At 32.2% G+C, this 24,160-nt stretch carries 30 protein-coding genes, 1 tRNA gene and 1 other annotated feature; of the genes, 1 reads left to right on the top strand and 30 read right to left on the bottom strand.

The features are described from left to right. Window positions 1–2: 2 nt before the first annotated feature. From priA to miaA, 23 genes are all read right to left on the bottom strand, one after another. Entirely contained in the window at window positions 3–2,408 is a 2,406-nt protein-coding gene (gene priA, locus AC3B6G_RS00590) for a primosomal protein N' (protein WP_489848522.1), read from the bottom strand. Window positions 2,409–2,422: 14 nt separating this feature from the next. Next, window positions 2,423–3,625, bottom strand: coding sequence for a bifunctional phosphopantothenoylcysteine decarboxylase/phosphopantothenate--cysteine ligase CoaBC (gene coaBC / locus AC3B6G_RS00595; protein ID WP_489848523.1), 1,203 nt, complete (start codon window positions 3,623–3,625; stop codon window positions 2,423–2,425). Between the two features lie 70 nt (window positions 3,626–3,695). Next, window positions 3,696–3,890, bottom strand: a complete 195-nt coding sequence (rpoZ, locus tag AC3B6G_RS00600) for a DNA-directed RNA polymerase subunit omega (protein WP_489848524.1) — start codon at window positions 3,888–3,890, stop codon at window positions 3,696–3,698. Next, window positions 3,890–4,507 carry a guanylate kinase gene (gmk, locus tag AC3B6G_RS00605; RefSeq protein WP_489849547.1) on the bottom strand — a complete coding sequence of 206 codons (618 nt, stop codon included), beginning with the start codon at window positions 4,505–4,507 and terminating at the stop codon, window positions 3,890–3,892. Before gmk ends, rpoZ begins: the two co-directional genes overlap by 1 nt. Window positions 4,508–4,581: 74 nt before the next feature. Continuing rightward, a complete protein-coding gene (gene recN, locus AC3B6G_RS00610; RefSeq protein WP_489848525.1) occupies window positions 4,582–6,276 on the bottom strand; it encodes a DNA repair protein RecN in 1,695 nt (564 codons plus the stop codon). Window positions 6,277–6,297: 21 nt separating this feature from the next. Next, window positions 6,298–7,116: a TlyA family RNA methyltransferase gene (locus AC3B6G_RS00615; RefSeq protein ID WP_489848526.1), complete on the bottom strand. Its 819-nt coding sequence runs from the start codon at window positions 7,114–7,116 to the stop codon at window positions 6,298–6,300. A gap of 16 nt (window positions 7,117–7,132) precedes the next feature. Next, the gene (locus AC3B6G_RS00620) at window positions 7,133–8,020 is read right to left on the bottom strand and encodes a polyprenyl synthetase family protein (protein WP_489848527.1); all 888 of its coding nucleotides are present in this window, start codon (window positions 8,018–8,020) and stop codon (window positions 7,133–7,135) included. Then, on the bottom strand, window positions 8,010–8,246 hold the full coding sequence (locus tag AC3B6G_RS00625) for an exodeoxyribonuclease VII small subunit (protein WP_489848528.1): 237 nt from the start codon (window positions 8,244–8,246) through the stop codon (window positions 8,010–8,012). Before AC3B6G_RS00625 ends, AC3B6G_RS00620 begins: the two co-directional genes overlap by 11 nt. After that, on the bottom strand, window positions 8,246–9,589 hold the full coding sequence (gene xseA / locus AC3B6G_RS00630) for an exodeoxyribonuclease VII large subunit (protein ID WP_489848529.1): 1,344 nt from the start codon (window positions 9,587–9,589) through the stop codon (window positions 8,246–8,248). Before xseA ends, AC3B6G_RS00625 begins: the two co-directional genes overlap by 1 nt. Continuing rightward, window positions 9,589–10,449 (bottom strand): bifunctional 5,10-methylenetetrahydrofolate dehydrogenase/5,10-methenyltetrahydrofolate cyclohydrolase, encoded by an 861-nt coding sequence (locus AC3B6G_RS00635; protein ID WP_489848530.1) that lies wholly within the window; start codon window positions 10,447–10,449, stop codon window positions 9,589–9,591. Before AC3B6G_RS00635 ends, xseA begins: the two co-directional genes overlap by 1 nt. Before the next feature lie 45 nt (window positions 10,450–10,494). Then, window positions 10,495–10,914 (bottom strand): transcription antitermination factor NusB, encoded by a 420-nt coding sequence (gene nusB, locus AC3B6G_RS00640; RefSeq protein ID WP_489848531.1) that lies wholly within the window; start codon window positions 10,912–10,914, stop codon window positions 10,495–10,497. Between the two features lie 23 nt (window positions 10,915–10,937). Then, window positions 10,938–11,312, bottom strand: a complete 375-nt coding sequence (locus AC3B6G_RS00645; protein ID WP_489848532.1) for an Asp23/Gls24 family envelope stress response protein — start codon at window positions 11,310–11,312, stop codon at window positions 10,938–10,940. 25 nt (window positions 11,313–11,337) lie between these two features. Then, window positions 11,338–11,901, bottom strand: a complete 564-nt coding sequence (efp, locus tag AC3B6G_RS00650; RefSeq protein ID WP_489848533.1) for an elongation factor P — start codon at window positions 11,899–11,901, stop codon at window positions 11,338–11,340. 106 nt (window positions 11,902–12,007) lie between these two features. Continuing rightward, the gene (gene rpmA / locus AC3B6G_RS00655) at window positions 12,008–12,304 is read right to left on the bottom strand and encodes a 50S ribosomal protein L27 (RefSeq protein ID WP_489848534.1); all 297 of its coding nucleotides are present in this window, start codon (window positions 12,302–12,304) and stop codon (window positions 12,008–12,010) included. 25 nt (window positions 12,305–12,329) lie between these two features. Next, window positions 12,330–12,665: a ribosomal-processing cysteine protease Prp gene (locus AC3B6G_RS00660; RefSeq protein WP_489848535.1), complete on the bottom strand. Its 336-nt coding sequence runs from the start codon at window positions 12,663–12,665 to the stop codon at window positions 12,330–12,332. Between the two features lie 2 nt (window positions 12,666–12,667). After that, window positions 12,668–12,976, bottom strand: a complete 309-nt coding sequence (gene rplU, locus AC3B6G_RS00665) for a 50S ribosomal protein L21 (protein ID WP_489848536.1) — start codon at window positions 12,974–12,976, stop codon at window positions 12,668–12,670. Between the two features lie 19 nt (window positions 12,977–12,995). Further along, window positions 12,996–13,070, bottom strand: a sequence feature (ribosomal protein L21 leader region). A 99-nt stretch (window positions 13,071–13,169) separates the two neighbouring features. After that, window positions 13,170–13,243 (bottom strand) — tRNA-Arg (locus AC3B6G_RS00670). 52 nt (window positions 13,244–13,295) lie between these two features. Next, the gene (locus AC3B6G_RS00675; RefSeq protein ID WP_489848537.1) at window positions 13,296–13,787 is read right to left on the bottom strand and encodes a hypothetical protein; all 492 of its coding nucleotides are present in this window, start codon (window positions 13,785–13,787) and stop codon (window positions 13,296–13,298) included. Between the two features lie 13 nt (window positions 13,788–13,800). Continuing rightward, entirely contained in the window at window positions 13,801–14,709 is a 909-nt protein-coding gene (locus AC3B6G_RS00680) for a hypothetical protein (RefSeq protein WP_489848538.1), read from the bottom strand. After that, window positions 14,702–15,583, bottom strand: coding sequence for an exonuclease SbcC (locus AC3B6G_RS00685; RefSeq protein ID WP_489848539.1), 882 nt, complete (start codon window positions 15,581–15,583; stop codon window positions 14,702–14,704). Before AC3B6G_RS00685 ends, AC3B6G_RS00680 begins: the two co-directional genes overlap by 8 nt. 148 nt (window positions 15,584–15,731) lie before the next feature. Continuing rightward, window positions 15,732–17,075, bottom strand: a complete 1,344-nt coding sequence (gene glnA / locus AC3B6G_RS00690) for a type I glutamate--ammonia ligase (RefSeq protein ID WP_489848540.1) — start codon at window positions 17,073–17,075, stop codon at window positions 15,732–15,734. A 41-nt stretch (window positions 17,076–17,116) separates the two neighbouring features. Further along, entirely contained in the window at window positions 17,117–17,488 is a 372-nt protein-coding gene (locus AC3B6G_RS00695; protein ID WP_489848541.1) for a MerR family transcriptional regulator, read from the bottom strand. A gap of 94 nt (window positions 17,489–17,582) precedes the next feature. Next, window positions 17,583–18,506 (bottom strand): tRNA (adenosine(37)-N6)-dimethylallyltransferase MiaA, encoded by a 924-nt coding sequence (miaA, locus tag AC3B6G_RS00700; RefSeq protein WP_489848542.1) that lies wholly within the window; start codon window positions 18,504–18,506, stop codon window positions 17,583–17,585. A 103-nt stretch (window positions 18,507–18,609) separates the two neighbouring features. On the opposite strand from miaA, the gene AC3B6G_RS00705 reads away from it, so the two are divergent. Then, window positions 18,610–18,786 carry a DUF3042 family protein gene (locus AC3B6G_RS00705; RefSeq protein ID WP_489848543.1) on the top strand — a complete coding sequence of 59 codons (177 nt, stop codon included), beginning with the start codon at window positions 18,610–18,612 and terminating at the stop codon, window positions 18,784–18,786. Between the two features lie 32 nt (window positions 18,787–18,818). Here the strand turns inward: AC3B6G_RS00705 and AC3B6G_RS00710 are convergent, their stop codons facing one another. The 7 genes from AC3B6G_RS00710 to AC3B6G_RS00740 form a co-directional block, all read right to left on the bottom strand. Beyond that, window positions 18,819–19,205 (bottom strand): rhodanese-like domain-containing protein, encoded by a 387-nt coding sequence (locus tag AC3B6G_RS00710; RefSeq protein WP_489848544.1) that lies wholly within the window; start codon window positions 19,203–19,205, stop codon window positions 18,819–18,821. A 21-nt stretch (window positions 19,206–19,226) separates the two neighbouring features. After that, on the bottom strand, window positions 19,227–20,201 hold the full coding sequence (locus AC3B6G_RS00715; protein ID WP_489848545.1) for an ROK family glucokinase: 975 nt from the start codon (window positions 20,199–20,201) through the stop codon (window positions 19,227–19,229). Window position 20,202: 1 nt separating this feature from the next. Beyond that, window positions 20,203–20,421, bottom strand: a complete 219-nt coding sequence (locus AC3B6G_RS00720; RefSeq protein ID WP_489848546.1) for a YqgQ family protein — start codon at window positions 20,419–20,421, stop codon at window positions 20,203–20,205. Between the two features lie 43 nt (window positions 20,422–20,464). After that, a complete protein-coding gene (locus tag AC3B6G_RS00725) occupies window positions 20,465–21,046 on the bottom strand; it encodes a rhomboid family intramembrane serine protease (protein ID WP_489848547.1) in 582 nt (193 codons plus the stop codon). A gap of 86 nt (window positions 21,047–21,132) precedes the next feature. Next, window positions 21,133–21,660 (bottom strand): 5-formyltetrahydrofolate cyclo-ligase, encoded by a 528-nt coding sequence (locus AC3B6G_RS00730; RefSeq protein ID WP_489848548.1) that lies wholly within the window; start codon window positions 21,658–21,660, stop codon window positions 21,133–21,135. 47 nt (window positions 21,661–21,707) lie between these two features. Beyond that, window positions 21,708–21,857, bottom strand: a complete 150-nt coding sequence (rpmG, locus tag AC3B6G_RS00735) for a 50S ribosomal protein L33 (protein ID WP_219054531.1) — start codon at window positions 21,855–21,857, stop codon at window positions 21,708–21,710. Between the two features lie 138 nt (window positions 21,858–21,995). After that, window positions 21,996–24,035 carry a peptidoglycan D,D-transpeptidase FtsI family protein gene (locus AC3B6G_RS00740; protein WP_489848549.1) on the bottom strand — a complete coding sequence of 680 codons (2,040 nt, stop codon included), beginning with the start codon at window positions 24,033–24,035 and terminating at the stop codon, window positions 21,996–21,998. Window positions 24,036–24,160: the final 125 nt, after the last annotated feature.

The following is a 24,160-nucleotide window of genomic DNA, read 5'->3' on the forward strand; positions in this document are numbered from 1 at the left end:
CCTTACATAAAACTAACTGGATTTGAATCTATCGAGATGTAAACACCGTATCGATTAGCACTTTGATATTCATTTAAAATATGATCTAATGCATTGGATAAATCTGGTTCATGTTTATATTTTAACAGAATTTGGTAATAATACTGATTTTTAATCCTAGCAATTGCGCCAGGCGTAGGACCTAATATAATGACATTTTGAGATAGTTTATTTTCCAAATATTTCTTTATTTCAAATATCTTGGAAGCTGCTAAACGTTCCTTAGTTGAAGTTGCGGTTATTCGGACCGTGTAAAAATATGGTGGATAATTAGTTGCATGACGAACTTGCATTTCTTGACGATAAAAACGTTCGTAATCTTGTTTTTGAGCTAACTGGATTGCGTAATTATCAGGATTAAATGTTTGAACATAAACCTCACCCTTTTTTTCCGCACGTCCCGCTCGACCACTAACCTGAGTTAATAATTGAAATGTCCGCTCACTAGAACGAAAATCGGGCAATTCAAGTGTCGTATCAGCATTCAAAACTCCTACTAAAGTAATATTAGGAAAATCCAGTCCCTTAGCAATCATTTGCGTCCCTAGTAAAATGTCTGCTTCATGATTACCAAATTTATCTAGAATTCGTTCATGGGCACCCTTTCGACGGGTCGTATCAACATCCATTCTAAGAACTCTTGCATTAGGTAATCGGCGTTTTAATTCCATTTCTACTTTTTGAGTTCCCGTTCCAAAATAACGAATATCGTGTTGATGACAATTAGGACAAGTATTTGGGATTGGTTCTTCATGCCCACAATAATGACATTTCATCATGTGATTATCCATATGCAACGTTAATGAAATATCACAATTTGGACATTTTAAAACAAAGCCACAATCACGACACATTACAAATGAAGAATAACCACGTCTGTTTAACATCAAGACGATTTGTTCATTTTGTTTAATTCTTTCTTGAATAGCATTCATTAATTCATCGGAAAAATTGCTTTCTGCATGTTTAGTGATTTCTTCTCGCATATCAATAATCTTAACTTCAGGCAATGACTGGTTATTAATTCGATAAGGCATTTTTAACAACTCATAAACCATCTTTCCTGCTCGAGCACGTGATTCAAGCGATGGGGTTGCACTTCCTAAAACAACTGGACAATTAAATACCTTTCCACGTTGTTTAGCTACTTCTCTGGTATTATATCGAGGCGTATCTTCCTGTTTATAACTATCGTCATGTTCCTCGTCCATGATAATTATACCGATATTTTTTAATGGTGCAAAAATGGCAGAACGAGTTCCAACAACAACCTTAGCTTCTCCATTTTTAATTCTGTTCCATTCATCGTACCGTTCACCTTTAGATAGTCCACTGTTCAGCATCGCCACTAAATCACCAAATCTTCCCTTGACTCTTTGAACAATTTGTGGGGTTAAAGCAATTTCAGGAACTAACATTAAAGCCGTTTTATTTTCGACCAATGCTTTTTGAATCGTTTGAAGATATACTTCCGTTTTTCCTGAACCAGTGACTCCTTCAAGTAAAAACACCTTATTTTGACTATTCTTTACAGCATTATCAATTTTATCTACTGCATTCTTTTGTTCTTCATTTAATTGTAACGGATAATTTCGTTCGACCTTTTTTTTATATGGATCACGTCTAATTGGCATTTTACCAACTTTTATCCATCCCTTTTCAGAAGCAGTATTAATAACTGAAGCACTTATATTAAATCTTTTGACTAATTCACGTTGTAAAATTTCAGTTTGAGGATTTTCAATTAACCAGTCTAATAACTCAAGTTGTTTTTTTGCATTTGAACTGATATTTGATTTAATTTCTTTTAATTTATCTGAAGTTAATGCTGCTTGAATAGATTTAGCAACCTTTTCTTTGGCATTATCACTTACTTTATATTCAACTTCAACTAAACCCAATTTTTTTAATTTCAATAATTTTCTTAATGTTTCAGGACTATGATCATCATCCAGAGAAATTCTCCTTTGGTTACCAAATAAAGACTTAACGTCATCATTATTTTCATCAATTGGAACAACATACTTTTCAGTCTTAGAACGCATAATCGATGGTAACATCGTCCAAATACAATTGATCCTAAAAGAATAAGTATTCTTAGCAAGCCAATCTGATAAATTCATCAACTCATTATCTAAAACAGGGCTCAAATCCATTAGTGAAATAATTGATTTCATTTCTCCATCAAAGTCATTTTGGTCAGTAAGATTTAAAACAATTCCTTGAACTTTTCGGTCAGCCTTACCAAATGGAACAATTACCCTCATTCCAATTGCAATTTGATTTTCCAAAGCATCAGGAATCAAATAGGTAAAAGGGCGATCTGTTTGCATTGTTGGGACATCAACTAAAACTTCTGCAAATTGCAATTTAGCATCTCCTTTTATAAATCAAGTTGGATTTGTTCTATTAATAACTCTGCAATCTTATTTTTAGTCATCATTTGACTATTAACTGGGGTTTGATTGGGTTTTAAAAAAGTTACCTGATTCTGATCACTACCAAAACCAATATCACTTCGGCTGACATCATTAGCAACTAATAAGTTAAGGTGTTTACTTTTAAGTTTTGTTTGAGCATTTTTAAGTAGTTCATTTGTTTCAGCAGCGAAACCAACCGTATACTGATCAGGACGCTTTATTTTAGCTACTTCTTTTAATATATCAGGAGCAAATTTAAATTTAAAGCTAATTTCATTTTGACCAGTTTGTTTTTTTATTTTTTTATTAGATGGATGATCAGTGACAAAATCTGCTACTGCTGCACTCATAATCAAAATATCATTTTGTGGAAATTCTTTCATTACTGCTGATAACATTTCTTCGGTGGTCACCACATTTATCAATTTTACATTTTGTGGAGCAGGTAGTCTAACAGGTCCAGAAATTAAAGTTACTTCTGCTCCATATTTTTGAACAGCTTGCGCAATTGCATATCCCATTTTACCGGATGACTTATTACCAATATAACGAACAGGATCAATTGGCTCTCGGGTTCCCCCAGCTGTTACGAGAACCTTTTTCCCCTTTAGCAATTTTTTAAAGTCTTGAGTACCTTTATCTAGACGCTCAATAATTTCACTTGGTTCAATCATTCTACCAATTCCAGAGTATCCTTCAGCTAATTTTCCTGTTGTTGGCAGTAATACTCGGATATTATCTTTTTTTAATTGGTGAATGTTTCTTTGGGTTGCTGGATTAAGCCACATTTGATCATTCATGGCTGGAATAACAATTTTAGGGGCCGATGTAGCTAGTAATGTTGTTAGCGGAAGACTATCTGAAATACCATTCACCATTTTCGCAATAAAATTAGCACTAGCGGGAACAACAATTGCTAACTGCGTCCACTGAGCAGCTTCAATATGCGTTAATTGATTATCCATCATCCCTTTTGTTTCATCAGTTAAAACAAAATTATGAGATAAAGATTCAAAAGTTAAAGGTGCAACAAAAGTAGTTGCTGATTTAGTCATCGCAACCCTAACAATTGCCCCTTTTTTTTGTAATAAACGCATTAACATAATGGCTTTATATGCTGCAACGCTTCCGGTCACGTATATCATGATGTGCTTATCCTTTAACATTTTTTCACCTCAGTAAAATAATATAAAAAAAGCCTTTGTGAAATTCACAAAGGTTGATTTATAAAAATAGTTATCTTTGTGGCTTAACAAGGCCTGCTTCAATTTCTTCAAAAGCTTTTCCAATTGATTTCTTAGATTTGTAACTATCCAATAATGGCTTAGCACCTTCATCTAATTCATGAGCACGCTTACTAGCTAACATAACTAAAAGATAACGAGAATTAACATGGGTTAATAATTTATCAACTGATGGATAAAGTAACATTAAAGTTCATCTCCTAACATAGATAGATAATCGGGCATTACGCGGTTTACTCGAAGTCGTTCACTTTGAACGATAGTCTTGATTCTTTTAACAGCATTAGGAACTTCATCATTTAAAACGGCATAATCATAATTACGCATCATTTTAATTTCTGTAGCAGCCTTCTTAATTCTCTTTTCAATCACAGCCATATCGTCAGTTCCACGTCCAACAAGTCGTTTCTTTAAAGCGACTAAGTCTGGGGGCGTTAGAAAAACAAAAACACCTTCTGGCCAATTAGCTCGAACCTGCATAGCACCCTTAACTTCAATTTCTAAGAAAACATCGTGTCCTGCATTCAACATTTCCTTAACATATTTTAATGGGGTTCCATAATAATTATCAACATACTTTGCATATTCTAACATTTCACCATCAGCAATATTTTGTTCAAACTGTTCTTTAGAAACAAAATAATAATCAACCCCATTTTTTTCACCCTTACGAGGCTTACGGGTAGTCATGGAAATTGAATATTTAAAATCAACTGCTGGATCTTCAAATAGTGCTTTTCTGACTGTTCCTTTACCTACTCCAGAAGGTCCAGAAAGAACAATTAACATTCCTTTTTTTGACATCAATAAGAATCCCTTCGCATAAATAATATATTACTATTATCACTTTTTTAACAAAATTTATCAAGCTTTTATTCCTAACTTGATTGATTTGAATGTGCCATTCTTAACATTTCACTGGCATGTTCCAATGTTAAATCCGTTAACTTAGGTCCAGAAATCATCCTTGCTAGTTCTTTTACCTGTTGTTCATGGTTTAATTTTTCAATTTTGGTTTCAGTACGACCACCAGAAATTAATTTTGAAACAAAATCATGATGATCAGCAATTGCCGCAACTTGTGCTAGATGGGTGATACATAGAACTTGGATATCTGTAGCGATGCTACTAATTTTCTCAGCAATTGCTTGAGCAACACGTCCACTCACTCCAGTATCTACTTCGTCAAAAATAATTGTTTCAACACCTTGTAAATGAGCAAAAATGGTTTTTAGAGCTAACATAATTCTAGATAACTCACCACCAGAAGCAATCCGCGACAATGGATTAAAACCTTCGCCAGGATTAGTTTGGAGATAAAACTCCACTAACTCATTTCCATTGTTATTAAATTTATTAGGACCCAGGGAACTAAAATGAACACTGAATCTTGTTTTGTTCATGTATAGTGCTGATAATTGCTGATGAACTAATTCTTCTAATTTTTTTGCTGAAGTATGTCTAATCTTGCTTAGTTCATTTGCCATCGTAGATAATCTCTTAATGGTTGAATCTAATTGTTCTTTTAAATCATTTCCGTTTTCCTGATCAGCTTGCATTTCAGATAATTCTTGATTTATTTTTTGACTGTACGCTAAAATATCTTGAATCGTATTCCCATATTTACGCTTTAAATCATAGATTAAGCTTAATCTACTCTCAATTTCAGATAATCGTTCTTCATCGTATCCCTGGACATCTAATTGATTTGAAATTTCATTAGCAGCATCTTGCAAACTATAATAAGCATCTCGAATTCCATCACTAATTCCCTGAAATTCTTCGCCATACTTTTCAATATTTTGCATTTTATTCATGGCATCCCCAATCATATCAATTGGCATTATTGTTCCATCACCATTAATATCATTAAGACTTTCAGTCAAAGATTCAGCAATTTCTTGATGATTTTTAATTTGTTCTCTTTCGTGATTTAATTCTTCTTCTTCATCAATTTTTAAATTAGCATTTTCAATTTCATCAGCTTGAAAATTAAGCATATCAAGACGTTGAGCCCATAATTGTTGATTATTATTTTTTTGATCATTTAAACTCTTTAATTTTAAATACTTTGAATATTCGTTTTGGTAATCTTCTTTTAAACTTGTAATCTTATTGCCAATAAATTGATCCAATAAAAAAATATGAGAATCTGGATTTAATAATTCTTGATGGTCATGTTGCCCCTCAATATCAACCATCATCGAACCTAATTCTTTTAGAGTATTTGTATTAACTAACATTCCATTTACTCGACATGTGTTTCGACCATTTGATAAAATTTCTCTTTGAATGATAACATTCTTATCACTATGATCAATTCCAAGTTCCTCTAATTTCTTATAGATTAAATTATTTTTTTGGAAAACAAATAAGCCCTGTAAAGTTAATTTATCACTTCCAGAACGTAAATATTGTTTTGAACCACGACCACCGGTTAATAAGCCAACTGCATCCATGATAATAGACTTTCCGGCTCCAGTTTCACCAGTAAGGACGGTCATCCCACTACTGAAATTAACTTTTAATTTTTCAATAATCGCTAAATTTTGAATATCTAATTCTTGAAGCATAAAACACCTTTCCTTAAATGCTTATTTAGTTGCATTCAAAATCTTATCGGCACGTTTTAGGGTTTCTTCCGCAGAAACATTAGGATTGATTTTAGGATCATCATCAGCTTCTAATTCAATAAGAAATTCAATATTTCCCTCTCCACCTTTAATTGGTGAAAAGTCCAGATTCAAGATTGAATATCCATTTTCCGAAGCAAAATTAATAATTTTATTTAATACATCCAAATGAACTTGATGATCACGAACAATTCCTTTTTTGCCAACATTTTCTTTTCCTGCTTCAAATTGTGGCTTAATCAATGCCACAACTTTTCCTCCAGCTTTAATAATTGATCTCAAAGGAGGTAGAATCAAGGTTAGCGAAATAAACGACACATCAATTGAAGCAAATTCAGGAATTCCATTGGTAAAATCTTCTGGTTTGCTATATCTAAAATTAGTGTGTTCCATAACAACTACTCGTGGATCATTTCTTAATTTCCAAACGAGTTGATTACTTCCCACATCTAAAGCATAACTTAATTTAGCACCATTTTGTAACATCACATCAGTGAAACCACCAGTAGATGAACCGATATCTAAAACAACCTTATCCCTCACGCTAATGTTAAATACACGTAATGCTTTTTCTAATTTTAATCCACCACGACTAACATATCGCAATCCTTTTCCTTTGATTCTTAACTTCGTATCAACAGGAATTTTAGTTCCGGGTTTATCAATGCGTTCATCATTTTTACCAAGAACCTCACCAGCCATTACAGCTCTTTTGGCTCGTTCTCTAGAATCAAATAACCCTTGAGCTACTAATAACACATCAACTCGTTGCTTTTCCAAGATCAAGACGCCTCACTTAAATTTTAAAATATGAAAAAAATGAATCCAATAAATTAATATTAAAACCGAATTCCTTATTGAATTGTTTTAATTCTTTTTTACCGTCATTAATAACATCAGATAACAATTGATATGACCTATCTAATCCAACTAAATTAGGATAAGTATTTTTATTTTGATCTTGATGGACGGGTTTACCAAGGGTCTTTTCATTTCCAACAACATCTAAAATATCATCATAAATTTGAAAAGCTAACCCAAAATCATCAGCAAACATCAATAAATGACTACTTTCTTTTTCAGAAAGATCTGCTAAAATAATTCCAGCATTTACCGCATAATGAATTAAATCACCAGTTTTATGCTTATGCAAAATACGCAGCTTATTTAAGGAAAGTTTTTGATTTTCAAATTGAATATCATCAGCTTGACCAGCTACCATTCCACTCGGTCCAGCATTTCGTGATAATGATAATGTTAATCTAACCCTTTGAGAGTCTGGCAATTCATTATCAGTTAACCATTGAAAAGCCAAAGTCAATAATCCATCACCTGCTAGGGTTGCCATTCCAGCCCCAAATTTAACATGATTTGTTAGCATTCCACGTCTTAAATCATCATTATCCATTGCTGGTAAATCATCATGAATCAAGGAATAGGTATGAAGTAATTCTAATGCACAAATTGCCTTCATTCGGTTAGAATTTAATGAAACATTCAGTGTTTTTAGGATTGCAATTGTTAGTAACGGTCTTAATCTCTTTCCACCAGCTAAAAGCGAATATCTCATTGAATGCAATAATTCAATTTGACTGACATCTTTATTAACTTGATTAAACAAGAAATCATTAATTTTCTTTCGATTTTCATTTTCAAAAATTATTAACAGATTATTATTCATCATTATTTCCTGAATCACGTTCAAATTGTTGTTCTTGACCACTATCATCAATAATCTTAGTTAATTTAGTATCAGCATTTTGCAATGTTGCTTTTAATTCTTTGCTAATCTTCATTCCCTTTTGAAAATTGTTTAACGCATCTTCAAGTGGAATATTTCCCTGTTCAAGTTCTTTTACAATTTGATCTAATTGAGCCATATTTTCTTCAAAAGTAGGTTTCTTTGGCATTATTTTTTATCCTTTCTAATTTTACTAACAATCACGTCTACTTCACCATCAGGTAAATTTAATGTAATTACATCTTTATCATTCAAGACATCAACACTTTTAATAACATGCCCATCTTTAGTAACGTATGAATATCCACGTTCCATAATTTGATGTGGACTTAAATGATTTAGAGATTCTAATAATTGATGACATTTATCCTTTTCAAATCTCATTCTATTATTCATAACGTTCAATAATCTTTGCTCTAATAAATTAAGCTGATTAATATGAGAAGTTATTAAATTATGGGGATTAAACTCTCGTAAATGATAATTAAGTTGTTGATACTTTGTGTTTTGTTGATTCAATAGATTATTTAACAAATGACCTAACTTTTCACTTGCAATATCAACCTTTTGAACATAATTTTCATAAAGTCGACTTGGATTTTGAAAAACATATGAATGACTTAAATTATACCAACGTTGCTTTTGATAGCTCAAAATACCATTAAAATAATGAACTAATTCGTTTTGACGTTCATTGATCTGCATAATTACATCTGATAGTTTAGGGACTGATAATTCAGCTGCTGCAGTAGGGGTTACAGCTTTATAATCTGCAACATAATCTGCAATCGTAGTATCTGTTCCATGACCTACCGAAGATATCAATGGAATAGGGCAATCATAGATAGCCTTGGCAACTCTTTCTTCATTGAAGGGCCATAAATCTTCAATAGAGCCCCCACCACGGCCAACAATCATCGTATCAAAATTACCAATTTCAGTAGCTCTTTCAATTTGTCTTACGATATCATCAGCAGCTTTATCTCCTTGAACAACAGTCGGAAATAAAACCACCTGGGCAATTGGATAGCGGCGACGAACTGTTTTAATAATATCTTTAATAACCGCCCCACTTGGAGAAGTAATGACAGCTATTCTTTTCGGAAATTTAGGTAAGAATTTTTTGTGGTTTTGGTCAAAAAGACCTTCTCTTTGAAGTTTTTGCTTTAATTGTTCTAAAGCTTGATAAAGTTGTCCAACACCATCTGGTTCCATCTTGTCAATATACATTTGATATTGACCTGAAACTGGATAAGTTGAAACATGACCGCAAACAAGAACTTTCATGCCTTCTTCAGGCTCAAATTTAATCTTATTAAAAGCTCCTTTAAACATTACAACACTAATTTTGCTATGATCATCTTTTAAACTAAAATACTGATGGGTCGGTCTTCTTCTAAAATTAGAAATTTCACCAGTTAAAAAAACTTGTTTATTTAAATAAGGATCTCGATCAAATTTTTGTTGAATATAATTATTTAAAGCAGTAACTGTCAGATATTTATCTTCCATTATATTTTTGCATTCCATTCCGCCAAATCAACAGTTTGACGCATTAATGTTGCAATTGTCATTGGACCAACACCACCAGGAACAGGTGTAATTGCCCCTGCTTTTTCGATAACGTCATCGTAGTCAATGTCACCAACTAATTTACCAGCTTCATTTAAATTTTGTCCAACATCGATTAAAATGGCTCCTGGTTTAATGTCATCTGCTGAAATTACATGTAATTTACCTACCGCTGAAATAATAATATCAGCATCTCTAGTATATTCACTAATTGAAGGCGTGTGATGATTTAGTACAGTTACAGTAGCATTTGCATTAATCAATAATGCTGCCATTGGGCGACCAACAATCGTACTTCTTCCAATTACGACTGCTTTTTTTCCAGTCAAATCAATATTATATTCTTCAAACATGTTCATAATTCCCCGAGGAGTACATGAAACAGGATAATTAGTTTTACTATCAATAAACAATTGCCCCATATTCATGGGATGAAAACCGTCAACATCTTTTTTAGGATCAATAATTGAATCAATGTAACTTTCATCAATTTGCTTGGGAAGTGGTGATTGAACTAGAATTCCATGAATTGAAGGATCTTGATTATATTCTTTAATTAAGTCTACTAATTCATCTTGGGTAGTTTCTTCAGGCATTTTAGTAACCAATGAATACATTCCTAATTCTTCTGCTTTACGATGTTTACTTCGAACATAACGAGCACTTGCTTGATCATTACCAACCAAAACAACAGCAATTCCAGGATTAATTCCTTGTTGTTTTAATTTTTCAACTCTTTTTTGAGTATCTGCATTAGTCTTTTTAGCCAATTTACGGCCATCAATAATTGTTGCTGTCATTTTTATTATCTCCTTATATAGCACAAAAAGGATTCACAATAAATGTTAATCCTTTTTGTTAGTATTATTGATTGTATTTGCTAAAATACCATTGATGAACTTTCTAGAATGATCATCACTGTATTTCTTAGCTAACTGCAAAGCTTCATTAACGGCAACCTTATCAGGAATGTCATTTACAAAGTCATGTTCAAAAAAAGCAATTCTTAAAATAATTAGGTCCGTTTTGGCAATTCGATCAATTGACCAAGTCTTTCCTAAATATTTTTTGATTTGATCATCAAGTTGTGATTGGTGTTCAGTTACACCGTCAACAAGTTGATTAAGATATTGAGGATATTCGGTACTGTCATCAGTTTTAGTAACAGCATGATAAAAGCCGACTTTATCAGTCTCACTATTAGCATTCATTGCAAATAGCGTTTGAAAAGCTATTTCACGAATTCGATGTCTCGTTAATTCCATTATTTCACCCTCACAATTACTTATTATTTAGAATGAACAATTCCCTCAATATGAACATTAACTGCACCAACACTTAATTCAGTCATAAAGAGTAATTGTTGCTTGACTTTTTCTTGGATTTCTAATGCAGTCTTTGGCACAGAAACTCCATAATCTAAATATACGTAAATATCGACAATTAATTTTCCATCAGCGAAGGCTAATTTAATTCCTTTTCCAAGATCCTTGCGACCAATAAGTTGATTCATGCTTGTGGAAAAAGAGTTACTCATTCGACTAACTCCTTCAACTTCCTCTGAAGCAACGCTAGAAATGATTTCTAACACTTGGGGAGCCATCTTAATGTTACCAAGACTAGAATCATTTGACTTTAAAGTTAAAATGCCATTATCTGCCAAAATATCACCCTTCCTTAACTAAAAACTATGCTCGTGAAATGTAACTACCATCTTGAGTATTAATTTCAAGTTTGTCGCCTTCATTAACAAATAAAGGAACTTGTAATACTAAACCAGTTTCCATAGTAGCAGATTTAGAACCACCAGAAACAGTATTTCCCTTGATGCCAGGTTCAGTTTCAGTAACTGTCAATACAACAGTATTAGGTAAATCAACCCCTAAAACTTCGTTTTGGTATTGAACAATTTGAACTTCCATATTTTCTTTAAGATATTTAGCTGCATGCTTTAAATGATCAGCAGGAATTGAAATTTGTTCGTAAGTATCCATATCCATAAAAATGTAACCTGTTGGATCTGAATAAAGATATTGCATCTTCTTAGTATCAATTGCAGCTTGTTCCATTTTAGCACCAGAACGGAAAGTTTTTTCTTGAACTGCATCAGTTCTAAGGTTTCTTAATTTAGTTCTAACAAAAGCGCTTCCTTTACCAGGTTTAACGTGTTGAAAACTAATGATTCTCCAAATAGCGTTGTCCACTTCAATGGTTAGGCCATTCTTAAATTGAGCAGTAGAAATAGTTGCCATGAATAATTCCTCCAAAAAGAATTTGTTACTTTTATTATATCATAATTATAAAATTTATCAGGATAATAAAAAAAGGCCTCAAATGAGGCCCTTAATTGTAGTCGTCCTACTTACTTGCAGTTTCTGATACTGGGTATACGGAAACTTGGCGACGGTCACGACCTAAACGTTCGAAACGAACGATACCATCTACAAGTGCAAATAAAGTATCATCGTTAGCTCTCTTAACGTTCTTACCTGGGTAAATGTGAGTACCGCGTTGACGGTAAAGAATTGAACCAGTAGTAACCTTTGATCCATCACCAGTCTTAGTACCTAAACGACGACCAGCGGAATCACGACCATTAGAAGTAGATCCACCACCTTTATGGTGAGAGAAGAATTGTAAATTCATTGATAACATAGTGAACACCTCCAAATATATTTTTTTATTGCTTAATAGTTAAATTTAAGAATTGTGCGTAGTTTTCAGAAACATCTTTTAAACCGTTTTGAAAACTTAGCAATAAGGTTTGTGATTTTAACTGTTTAACTGAATCAGTATCTAATGGAATGACAACCTTTAAATATCCACCTTCAGTTTTATTTTGTTCAACATCTGGCTTTAAACCAGCAACCTGGCTTAAAGCATTAACGGTCGTAATTGAGAGTACTGAAACAGCCGCGCAAACAATATCTTGTCCATATGGCCCAGAATCAGCATGTCCTGTAATTTTAAACTCATCAATTAAGTCGTTATGATAATGAATAACAGCTTGAATCATTATTATGCCTTGATAGAATCAATCTTAACCTTAGTGTAAGGTTGTCTGTGACCCTTTTTAGATTGGGCACCCTTCTTGGGCTTGTAACGGAAGATAGTAATCTTCTTTTGACGACCTTGTTTTTCGATAGTTCCTTCAACTGAAGCACCATCAACTAATGGAGAACCAACTTTAACGTTATCCCCACCAACAAAAACAACCTTATCAAAAGTAACCTTGTCACCATCGTTACCATTCAACTTTTCAACGTAAATGGATTCACCTTCGGTAACCTTGTATTGCTTACCACCTGTAATAATCATTGCGTACATCTATGTGCACCTCCTTATAAAATTTGCTTAGACTCGCCGAACTAAGTGACTCGAAAGTACTTATGAACTTAGTGACGTGCGGTTGTAGCTGTGGAAGTCCACAAATACAACAAATTAATTATATCTAAATAATTAACCCAAGTCAAGATAATAAAAAAGGATCAGTCTTACTGATCCGATAATATTATTATAATGTCGCAAGAGGGACTCGAACCCTCAACCTACGGTTTAGAAGACCGTTGCTCTATCCAGTTGGGCTATTGCGACATTCACAACAACATTTACTAATTATAAGTAACTTTCTATTATAAGTCAACCATTATTTCTGCATCTGTTTTGTAAAATGATCAACAATTTCATCCCATTTAAATCCTAAATCAACAATTCCGAGTTTGATAAAAGATTTAAATGCATATAAAAAATCATTATGCTGGTGACTAAAATACACATTATATAACATTTTTTTAATGATTAAATAAACAGTGGTTAAATCCTTATCCTTCTTTGTTTGACTAATTTTACTAATATCAAGTTCACCAATGTTGATCAGTTTATTATAATTTTGTAAATTAGCATAAGTTAAGAAATTTTTTAAAGTTAAACAATAATCTGACATCAATTTTTCAGAATCATTTTTATTTTTTAATCTTGGATCATACCAACCTATTTGGTTAGCTAATTTAGCTAAACTCAAATCCAAATTCAAAAAAGACTGCTTACTACGTTCATCTGTTTTATAGACGATCTGATTTTTTTGTTCCATTCGACGTGAATAACTTACAGCTAACGAAATCATTTCTGACATTGCCATTGTTTACATCTCCTTACGAAAAGATTAAATCATTTATACCAACTTCTAAAACATTTAAATTGTTTAAATACCATTGACGAAGGAAATCATACTTCAATAACATTTCAATCAATGAAACATCGTTATTTTTATCAATAATTTTCATTCCCCATTGATCGTTGTTATTTTGAAAAATATCAATCGTAACGTCATCTACAGTTAATTGAGCACCATTTTCCTCATATGATTTAAGCATATAATTATGCTCAGCAGCAATAATAAACAATTTATCTAATGCTTCTTTAGAAATTTGTTTAGAAACGAATTCATAAAAATGATAATTTGATTTTGCAACTAAACTAAAGTCAACCTTAAAATCATAATCCTTAACTAAATAATCACCAAATTGATGTAAAATATTAATACTCTTTAGCAATCCTTCTAGTTCAAAGTCACCATATAAACGAGTTAAAAACAAATGCGTTAATTCGCGACTATTAAAGCTTAAAAATTTTTTGTTCAGATTTAAATAAAGTATTGGTTGTTCTGAATGAGTCGCATAATAAAAAGCACCACCATTTTCATTATCATTCATTTTAAAATAAAAACCTATATTCTGACCTAATGCAACAATTTGTTGCAATAACCCTTTAATTTCAACGTCATTAGCAACTGATAATTCGGCTCCTTCATTATGTTGTTCAAACAATCTATTTATGAACAATAAATAATAATCTTGTTGGCTATATTGTTGTGGATAAGTTAGGTACTGGTTATTTAATTTCCAAGAACCTAATTTTTGAGATGATTCTAGCAAAACATCCTTATCGTCAGTTTGAACGAGCTTTTCTAAAACATCTGTATAGTTAATTCCCTCATTCAAGGATTTTTTTAATTCTTGATTATATCTAGAAAGCATCTCTTTAGTACTTTGATTAGTCATTAGATTCGCCATCCTTACCGTGAATTAATGTAGTTAGATAATCATTATATAAATTATTTTGAACATTTAAGAAATCATTAAAGGTTCCAAAAGTATCTCTAATGCTTTGTTTTTCATAGCTAAGAATTGTATCCTGTTTGGTTAAATTAATGATTTTTTTCTTAATATCTTCAATTTCTTCATTGGCATGGGCAGCTTCATCATTTTCTGTTTCAATATCGGAAATTTGATTTTTTAGCCGTTCTTTAGCTTCTTTTAATTTCCCACTTTCCCAAGGCATAGTTCCCTTTGAGTTAGTATCACGCAACTGTTCCTGCAAAACTAATAATTTAGCATCTCTCTTACTTTGATTATCTCGTAGAGTTTGGTACTTCTGAATTTGTGAAGACAATTCTGTAATTTTGTCTGAATGAACATTTTTATCATCTTTTTCTAATTCAAAAGATGTCTTTAAACTATCTAATTCATCTTGATTAAAACGAAACTTAACATTCAATACATCAAGGTTTCCAAATAATCTATGATCCCACCAATTTCCAAAATAAATATTAAAGCGACCATTTTCATATTCATTGTAGTAGAAAAATGGATACTTATTACCAAGATATTTAATTAAATTGTCGCTTAAATGATGACTAATTTCCGGTTTTAAATCTGAAATTAAAAAAGTAAATTGGGTAGAATTTGCTATTTTAACAGTTGGATTAGCAAATTGATTATAATTTTCAGAGTTAATCAACTTATACAATTTTAAATCATCATTATCAATCAATGCATTTCTTACAGTCGTTAAATAGTTAATTTTATCGTTAATTTGTTGTTTTAGTTCAACATTATTTTTTAAATTTTCTTGAGACTTATCTTTATTATTCATTTTGAAATCATCCTCAGTCAAAGTGTACTTATGTAATAACTATATATTACTTATATTATCATAAATCACTTATAATAACTTTCATTTAGCAAATAAAAAAGCAATGAACCCAACGGGAAACATTGCTTTTACAAATTATTAAATTTAATTAGTAACGAGACATGTATTGTTTACGTTCCCATTCAGAAACTTGAACTTTGTATGAGTCATATTCAAGATGTTTAGCAGTTTCAAAACTACTGTAAAGTTTTGGACCGATTGCTGATTTAATAACTTCATCCTTAGCTAATTCATCTAAAGCTTCATGAAGGGTTTCAGGTAAACTAACAATATTATTTTCAGCACGTTCTTCATCATTCATGCGGTAAACGTTTCTAGTAGTTTCTTCACCAGGATCAGTTTCATTCTTTAATCCATCTAACCCAGCTTCTAACAATGAAGCGGCTAATAGATAAGGATTAGCAGTAGGATCAGCACTACGTAATTCAACACGAGTAGCAACCCCACGAATTGCAGGAATCCGAACTAATGGCGAACGATTTGAAGCTGACCAAGCAACGTATACAGGAGCTTCATAACCTGGTACCAAACGTTTGTATGAATTAACAGTTGGATTTCCAATTGCAGCAATGGCACGAGCATGCTTTAGAACCCCACCTAAGAAGTGATATGCATCACTAGATAATTTCAATTTACCGTTTTCATCATAAAATGCGTTCCCTTTGTCATGGAATAATGACATATTCATGTGCATTCCAGAACCATTAATTCCACTTAATGGTTTAGGCATGAATGTAGCGTAAAGTCCATGTTTCTTTGCAATTGTTTTAACAACCATTTTAAAGGTTTGAATATTATCAGCAGTATTGACTGCATCAGAATATTTAAAGTCAACTTCATGTTGACCAGGAGCAACTTCGTGATGGGCAGCTTCAACATCGAAACCAATTTTTTCAAGAGAAAGGACGATGTCACGACGACAATCGGCACCTTCATCCATTGAATCTAAATCAAAGTAACTTTCGTTATCATTTAGTTTCAACGTTGGCTTACCTTCATCATCTAATTTAAATAGGAAGAATTCAGGTTCAGGACCAATATCAAATGAAGTAAAGCCAGCTTTCTTCATTTTTTCTACAACACGGATAAGGTTATTTCTAGGATCTCCTTCAAATAAGCTACCATCAGATTTATGAACTGAACAAATAACACGAGCAACCTTACCGTGATTAGTATCCCAAGGTAATACAGCCCAAGTTGAAATATCTGGGTATAAGTACATGTCACTTTCTTCAATTCTTACAAAACCTTCAATTGATGAACCATCAAACATAACTTTATCATCTAATAATTCATCTAATTGACTAATTGGAATTTCTACATCCTTATTAGTTCCAAATAAATCAGTAAACATTAGTCTTAAGAAGCTAACATTTTCTTCTTTTGCCATTTTACGAATATCTGCTTTACTATAGTTATGTCTTGTTGCCATTGAGAATTCCTCCTTAAAGTTAAGAACAATTGCGAAAAAGTTTAAAAGGGATTATTATCATCAGGAGTTTCTAAGCCACCCATATTCATCAATTCATCTTGAAGTAATTTCCTAGCTTCATCATCAGAAACACGACCCTTTTTAGAAGATTGTGATGCTTCCAATTCCTTTTGATGTTTGTAAACTGCTTTTATTTTAGCAATATTCAAACCCTCATCTAAATAATCCTTTATATCTAGAATTCGATCAACATCATTTAAAGAATACATCCGGCGATTACCATCATTTCTTTTAGGGGAAACTAGTTCTTGCTCCTCATAATAACGAATTTGGCGTGCTGATAAATTAGTCAACTTCATCACTGTTCCAATTGGTAACACTGATAAAGAACGACGTAATTCCTTTTCTCTCATAATGACTAACTCCTTTTGCTTATGTTATATATGTTAACATGAAATGAATAAATGTCAACTTTTAATGTTATGTTTTTTTACATCTAGTTTATAATTATGAATTTAACCACTTTTCCACTTCAATATCAATAGTGTTAAGTTCATTTTTATTTTGAATAATGTTATACCATCTGACATTAAGTTTATTACGAAACCAAGTTAATTGTCTTTTTGCATAATGTCTTGAGTCTTTTTTTATTTCAGATATTGCTTGTTTTAATGAAATTTGCTTTTTAAAATAAGGATCTAATTCACGATAACCAATCCCTTTTCCTGCTGGTAATTCTATGGAACCTTGATTGAATAACCATCTTGCTTCATTAAGTAAACCATTTTTAATCATATTATCAACGCGCTTATTAATTCTATCGTATAGTAGTGAACGATCAGTATTTAATCCAATAATCAAAGCATTAAATTTAGGAATCATTTTATCATCCTGCTCTGAAAATAACGTTCCTGTCTTTTTAAACACCTCAATTGCTCTAATAATTCGACGGCGATTCTGTACTGGAATATTCTTAGCAGCTTTTACATCAATGTCTTTTAATTTCTTCCATAATTCATAATTCCCATTAATATCAGCAAAATGATTTAATCGTTGACGAATAGAATCATCATTATCATCGTCACCACCTAAATTAAGGCCATATAAAAGAGCTTGAATATAAAAACCAGTCCCTCCAACAATAATTGGTAATTTGTTTCGTCTCGTTATATCCTCAATCTGCTTATTTGCTAAATTACAAAAATCAGCAACTGTGAAACGTTGATCAACATCTCTTATATTGATTAAATGATGAATTATTCCCTTCATTTCTTCTTTTGTAACTTTGGCAGTTCCAATATCTAATTTTCGATACACTTGCATTGAGTCACCGGAAATTATTTCCCCATTATATTTTTTAGCTAACTGAATTGATAGACTAGTTTTACCAACTGCTGTTGGTCCAACAATGAACATTACTTTTGCTTTCATTTGCTTACTTCCTAAAATTAATAAAATTATTTATCTTTTGGCTGGATATATGATTATAAATCAAGCATAATAGACATAACGAATTAAAAAGGGGGCTTTCTTTATGAGTAAATTTGGAAAGGGATTTTTCACTGGTGTTGTTACAGCTTCATTATGTGCAGCAGGTGCTTTATTATCTTTCAAAAAAACAGTTGTTGATCCAATTGAAGATCAAGAAGCCAAATTTGAAGCAAACCGGAAACGATCTCTTCGAAAAAGTCGTTCTGTCCACATGGGTTAAAAAATATCATTTAAAAAAGAGATGCTTGGTAATTAAGCATCTCTTTTTTTAGTTTTACCATTCCATTTTCGATAACCATCTTTTAGAATAAAGATTTGATTATAACCATGCTTACTTAAAAAGAATGCAGCACGCATACTAACTGCTTTAGCTTGATCATAAAGAAAAACTGGTTTATCTTTACGAATTTGTTTATAAAACGTCTTGAACGTGGAATACGGAATATTACGAGCTCCCAAGATATGTCCTGAATCAAAGTCTCTTGCTTCACGGACATCAATTACTTGGGCAGTTCTCTTTCCTGCTTCAAATTCTTGATTATTAAGATATTTTGCAACTTTTTTTATCCGAATTTGATTATATAAATTCCAACATAGTAGTCCTAATAAAATTACCACTAATGCAATTATTAAAGCCATTGATTTCAGTCCTTTTTGAAATTATTTCTTAAACTTAAGGGCTAATGAAGCAGCTCCAATAACACCAGCATCATTACCTAATTGGGCTAATTTCAAACGAGTAGAATCACGAACTGGCTTAAATGCATTTTCTTGGAAATATCTAGTTGTAGGTTGTAATAAAGTATTTCCGGCATTTGAAACCCCACCACCAATAATAATATCAGCTGGGTTAAAAATATTACCAATGTTTGCTAATGCTAAACCAAGGTATGAACATACTCGATCAACAACTTGAGTAGCTAAAATATCACCATTATCTGCTAAGTAAAATACCATCTTTGAAGTAACTTCTTCACCAGCATCTTCAAGTTCTTTCAAACGAGAAGTCCCTGTAAATTCATCTGCTAAATCCTTAGCAACATGAACAACTCCAGTCGCAGAAGCGTATTGTTCCAAACAACCCTTCTTACCACAAGTACATAAGTAACCATCTGGTTTAACAGTCATGTGACCAATTTCACCAGCAGCTCCATTCACACCATGTAATAAATTACCATCAGCGATGATCCCACCACCAACTCCAGTACCTAAAGTAACAAGAACAACGTCTTTTTCTTTACTTCCGGCACCTTTCCAATATTCACCCATAGCGGCAGAATTAGCATCATTATCCAATAAGAAAGGTAAACCAACACCCTTTTCAATTTGTTCTCTTACATTTTGTGTGTCGACCCAATTTAAGTTGTAGGCACCATGAACTGTTCCTTCTTTAATATTAACAGTTCCTGGAGTTCCCATTCCAATTCCAATGAAATCTTCTTTAACATGGTTCGCATTTTCCATATTTTCATTGATTGACTTAATAATATTAGGAACGATATTTTTACCACCATCACTAATATCGGTATCAATACTCCATTTATCTAAAATGTTACCTTCATCATCTAAGAAAGCTAATTTAGTGGTAGTACCACCTAAATCAATTCCAATTAATTTATGTCCTTGTCCTGACATGTTAAATCCCCCTACTATTGTTCGTTTTTTCTTCTTCAATGTGATGCTCATGTTTCAAAACAACTTTAGCATTGATAAATTCCTGTTTAGTAATTACATGAGACTTATAAAGATTATCAAGTTCTAAAGCCATAACTTCAATATCCCAAAGTCTCTTACCAACATAAACATAAATACCAAATCTTTTTAATAATTGTTGAACATCATATAACGTTTTCATTGTCCCACATCCTTACAGAAAATGCACTAATAAATTTATAAATTTAACCAAATCCAACATGAATTTCAACAATTAATAAAATAATTATTGTCAATAACGCTAGTCCTCTTTTAACATTATTTCCTCTTGCACTTGGAATTCCAATAATATAAGCAGTTAAAAAACCGGCGACTAATCCACCTATATGACCTTGAATATCAATTCCAGCTGTAAATAAATCTGTTCCTAAATTTAACAAAATGAATAATAGGAAATTTTTGGTTAATAATTTAATCTGTGGATTTTCCCAATACTGTTCACCAATCATCAGAAAGGCTCCAAAGAGTCCAAAGATAACGGTACTTGCCCCAGCAGATAAATCAGTATTAAAAGCGAAACTAGTTAAATTACCACCAATACTTGAAATAATGAACAGCACTAAATATCGCCAGTGACCAAAAATCATTTCTATTTGATTTCCAATATAAAACAATGTAATTCCATTCAATAAGATATGAGTGAAACTTAAATGCAAAAATGCAGGTGTGAATAATCGCCAATACTGTCCAGCTAAAATCAATTGATTATCCTTAGCTCCAAAATTTATTAACGTGACTGGATTATTCGCCCCACCATTTATAGACATTAATAAATACACAATAATCATTATAATAATCATTAAATAATTAAAATAAGGTTTATGCTGTAATTTACTGATTAAAGATCAGCTCCTTACTCAAAAATGATTTTTTGAACTTTAACATCAAAAAAATCGACACCCCAAATTGGATAATCAAATTGTTGTTCGTTAATAGCTAATGCAATTGTTTTTCCAGGATATTTTTTTAAATAACGATCATAATATCCGCCACCAAAACCTAATCGATCATTCTGTGTACTAAAAGCAACTCCAGGAACAATTATCAAATCAATATCTTTCGGGGCAAAAACATTTCCTGTAACCGGTTCCATAACTTTAAAAGAAGAAAGTTGAAACTGACTTTGATCATCAATTTCAACAAACTCCATCTGGCGTTTTGGTAAAACCCGTGGCACCAAGACATGTTTTTTTTCTTGCCATGCTCTATTTATAATTGGTTTAGTATCTAACTCAACAGAAGTACTTAAAGTTACTGCAACTGTTTGTGCATTCTTCCATTCAACTGAGTCAAATAACCTTTGATATAAATCAACATGTTGACGATTAATTTTTGCTAAATTATTTAACGTTTGCTTTCTAAAATTGTTTTTATCAATCATGATAAATTACCAACTTAGTAAAAAAGGTTTGGGAAATTCCCCAAACCTTATTTAGTTTCACGATGTAAAGTTACTTTACGATCACGTGGACAGTACTTCTTTAATTCTAGACGATCGGGGTTGTTCCGACGATTCTTACTAGATAAGTAGTTACGTTCGTGACATTCAGTACATTCTAATGTAATGTGTACGCGCATTTTTATCCCCCCAAGATTTTATTTAATTTATTAATCCATAAACCATTTAACTCTTAATATATTATCATTTTTTTATTAAAGTTGCTAGTCTTTTTATCAGATTGTTAAGGAAAATTACTTAACAGCTAAAAAATACTATTAATATCCAGATGAAGATTGAACATATTTCCAATAAGCTGCATAAATTTGTTTTGCCAAATTCGTATTATTATCTTCAGCATTATCAGGTAAATTAGGAATTGCCAAAGCAACTACAACTTGAGGATCATCTGAAGGTGCATAAGACGCTAAACTTAATGTAACAGTTTGTTGACCCTTGTAAAAGGTTTGAGCAGTACCAGTCTTAGCTGATATTTCTGGATGAATTGTGTTTAAATTAATTCCAGTTTTATATTGATTAGAACCATGAACAACATCATACAATCCCTGTTTAACAACATTTTTTTGTGCTGGAGTCATTGGAATTTCATTTAATACATTAGGCGTAAATTGATACTTAACAGGTCCAATTCCGCCATCCGGATCACTACCACGAATGGATTGAACAACATGCGGTTGTAAACGATAACCACCATTAGCAATCGTTGACATATATTGAGCAACTTGCATTGTCGTATAACCATCATAGTTACCAAATGAAAGGTCTAATGCGTGACCAATTTGACTTGCTCCACTAGCACCGGTAATCCCTGCAGTTTCTCCAGGAATATCAATTCCCGTCTTAACTCCTAACCCAAATTCATTGAAGTATCCTCTTAATTTACTGAATACATCAGGACTCATGTTTAAAGGTCCGTTTTGGACATAATTAAATTTAGCCTCTTTCATTGCTAATTGCATCATATAAGTATTGGAAGATACTTCCAATGCAGTTGAAGCATTTAATGCCATATCAGCACTACCATTCTTATTGAACCATGAAGTCTTTTTAATTCCACCAGCAATAATTGGTTTTTCTTCTAAGACATTATTAGTTGGTGTAATGACTCCGTCCATCAAGGCTCCTGAAACGGTTGCTCCCTTAACAACGGATCCCATTGTAATTGAGCTATTGATAGTTCCTAAAGCGTTCGGAGTAACCTTACCTGTTTTAGGATTCCTATTAACCCCTGCCATTCCAATAATTCCTCCAGTATGAGGATTCATAACAACAGCATAAGCTCCAGTTGAATTACCAACGCTCCCGGTTTCAGCACCCTTAACTAATTCTTGTAGCTTATTTTGAAAAGCATTATTAATGGTTAATTGAAGATTATCTCCCTTTTGACCGCCATACTTTTTAATTTCTTTTTGAACTTTAGTATTATTTAAAACTTCAACCTGTGTTTGTGATTTAGTTCCACTTAAAGTTGGTTCATATTGTTGTTCCAAGTAACTTTGTCCAACACTATCATTTCTGGAATATCCTTCTGATAACAATTCATTAATTCGATCAACAGGTAATCCCGTTTTTTCAGAAGAAACCGTTCCGATAATACTTTGAATGGCATTTCCTTGAGGATAGATTCGCGACCAGCTACTTCCAATTTGAATTCCGTTCATTTCCGATAAATGTTCACCAACTTCAGCTACTTCTTTATTAGAAACATTATCGTTCTTAATATAAGTAGTAGATAATTGATAAGCTCCATTCATCTTAGTATAAATCATAGCCGCACTTTTCATTGCGCTAGTGAACTTAACATGGGAAAGAACATATGCAATTTCTTTATCTTGCATATTCGCCTCAGTATACTTACCAATACGTTGTAAAATGTTTTTTGAATTTTCAGTACTAGCAATATAATAACTAGCGGCTTGTTTTTTAGTTAGTTGGTCAGTTGATACTGTAATGTATTTGTTTAACTGATTAGCAATATTATACATATCATTACTAGTAACGTTAATTCCCTTAGTATAAGTAATGGCACGATGATTCTTATTTCCAACCAATACTCTACCAGTTGAATCAAGAATCATCCCTCTTTGAACATTGCCAGTTTTAATCGTATTATCAGAACGATTTACTAATGCTTTAAATTGAGCTCCCTGCATAACTTGTAAATACGCTAATTGTCCAATTAATACGATGAACAAAACTCCAGCAATAATAAAAATTAAATTTAATCGAAATGGAATTTTATAATCATTATTATTTTCATTTTGGTGATGAAAAATTTTCTTTAAGAAGTTATTCAAAATCTTACTCTCCCTTTTAACGAACATAATTGAACTAAGCTTATTTATTTCATTCCTAATTCAATGTACAATATTAACTATATTATCAAATTTTTAACCAAATTACACCTAAGGTGGGAACAAAA

It is taken from the genome of Nicoliella sp. ESL1149 (assembly GCF_058107265.1).

Excerpts from the sequence above, each read along its gene's own strand:
- coaBC (WP_489848523.1), bottom strand. The coding sequence starts at position 3,625 with ATGTTAAAGGATAAGCACATCATGATATACGTGACCGGAAGCGTTGCA.
- rpoZ (WP_489848524.1), bottom strand. The coding sequence starts at position 3,890 with ATGTTACTTTATCCATCAGTTGATAAATTATTAACCCATGTTAATTCT.
- gmk (WP_489849547.1), bottom strand. The coding sequence starts at position 4,507 with ATGTCAAAAAAAGGAATGTTAATTGTTCTTTCTGGACCTTCTGGAGTA.
- recN (WP_489848525.1), bottom strand. The coding sequence starts at position 6,276 with ATGCTTCAAGAATTAGATATTCAAAATTTAGCGATTATTGAAAAATTA.
- AC3B6G_RS00620 (WP_489848527.1), bottom strand. The coding sequence starts at position 8,020 with ATGATGAATAATAATCTGTTAATAATTTTTGAAAATGAAAATCGAAAG.
- AC3B6G_RS00625 (WP_489848528.1), bottom strand. The coding sequence starts at position 8,246 with ATGCCAAAGAAACCTACTTTTGAAGAAAATATGGCTCAATTAGATCAA.
- xseA (WP_489848529.1), bottom strand. The coding sequence starts at position 9,589 with ATGGAAGATAAATATCTGACAGTTACTGCTTTAAATAATTATATTCAA.
- AC3B6G_RS00635 (WP_489848530.1), bottom strand. The coding sequence starts at position 10,449 with ATGACAGCAACAATTATTGATGGCCGTAAATTGGCTAAAAAGACTAAT.
- nusB (WP_489848531.1), bottom strand. The coding sequence starts at position 10,914 with ATGGAATTAACGAGACATCGAATTCGTGAAATAGCTTTTCAAACGCTA.
- efp (WP_489848533.1), bottom strand. The coding sequence starts at position 11,901 with ATGGCAACTATTTCTACTGCTCAATTTAAGAATGGCCTAACCATTGAA.
- rpmA (WP_489848534.1), bottom strand. The coding sequence starts at position 12,304 with ATGTTATCAATGAATTTACAATTCTTCTCTCACCATAAAGGTGGTGGA.
- AC3B6G_RS00660 (WP_489848535.1), bottom strand. The coding sequence starts at position 12,665 with ATGATTCAAGCTGTTATTCATTATCATAACGACTTAATTGATGAGTTT.
- rplU (WP_489848536.1), bottom strand. The coding sequence starts at position 12,976 with ATGTACGCAATGATTATTACAGGTGGTAAGCAATACAAGGTTACCGAA.
- AC3B6G_RS00675 (WP_489848537.1), bottom strand. The coding sequence starts at position 13,787 with ATGGCAATGTCAGAAATGATTTCGTTAGCTGTAAGTTATTCACGTCGA.
- AC3B6G_RS00680 (WP_489848538.1), bottom strand. The coding sequence starts at position 14,709 with ATGACTAATCAAAGTACTAAAGAGATGCTTTCTAGATATAATCAAGAA.
- AC3B6G_RS00685 (WP_489848539.1), bottom strand. The coding sequence starts at position 15,583 with ATGAATAATAAAGATAAGTCTCAAGAAAATTTAAAAAATAATGTTGAA.
- glnA (WP_489848540.1), bottom strand. The coding sequence starts at position 17,075 with ATGGCAACAAGACATAACTATAGTAAAGCAGATATTCGTAAAATGGCA.
- AC3B6G_RS00695 (WP_489848541.1), bottom strand. The coding sequence starts at position 17,488 with ATGAGAGAAAAGGAATTACGTCGTTCTTTATCAGTGTTACCAATTGGA.
- miaA (WP_489848542.1), bottom strand. The coding sequence starts at position 18,506 with ATGAAAGCAAAAGTAATGTTCATTGTTGGACCAACAGCAGTTGGTAAA.
- AC3B6G_RS00705 (WP_489848543.1), top strand. The coding sequence starts at position 18,610 with ATGAGTAAATTTGGAAAGGGATTTTTCACTGGTGTTGTTACAGCTTCA.
- AC3B6G_RS00710 (WP_489848544.1), bottom strand. The coding sequence starts at position 19,205 with ATGGCTTTAATAATTGCATTAGTGGTAATTTTATTAGGACTACTATGT.
- AC3B6G_RS00715 (WP_489848545.1), bottom strand. The coding sequence starts at position 20,201 with ATGTCAGGACAAGGACATAAATTAATTGGAATTGATTTAGGTGGTACT.
- AC3B6G_RS00720 (WP_489848546.1), bottom strand. The coding sequence starts at position 20,421 with ATGAAAACGTTATATGATGTTCAACAATTATTAAAAAGATTTGGTATT.
- AC3B6G_RS00725 (WP_489848547.1), bottom strand. The coding sequence starts at position 21,046 with ATGTCTATAAATGGTGGGGCGAATAATCCAGTCACGTTAATAAATTTT.
- AC3B6G_RS00730 (WP_489848548.1), bottom strand. The coding sequence starts at position 21,660 with ATGATTGATAAAAACAATTTTAGAAAGCAAACGTTAAATAATTTAGCA.
- rpmG (WP_219054531.1), bottom strand. The coding sequence starts at position 21,857 with ATGCGCGTACACATTACATTAGAATGTACTGAATGTCACGAACGTAAC.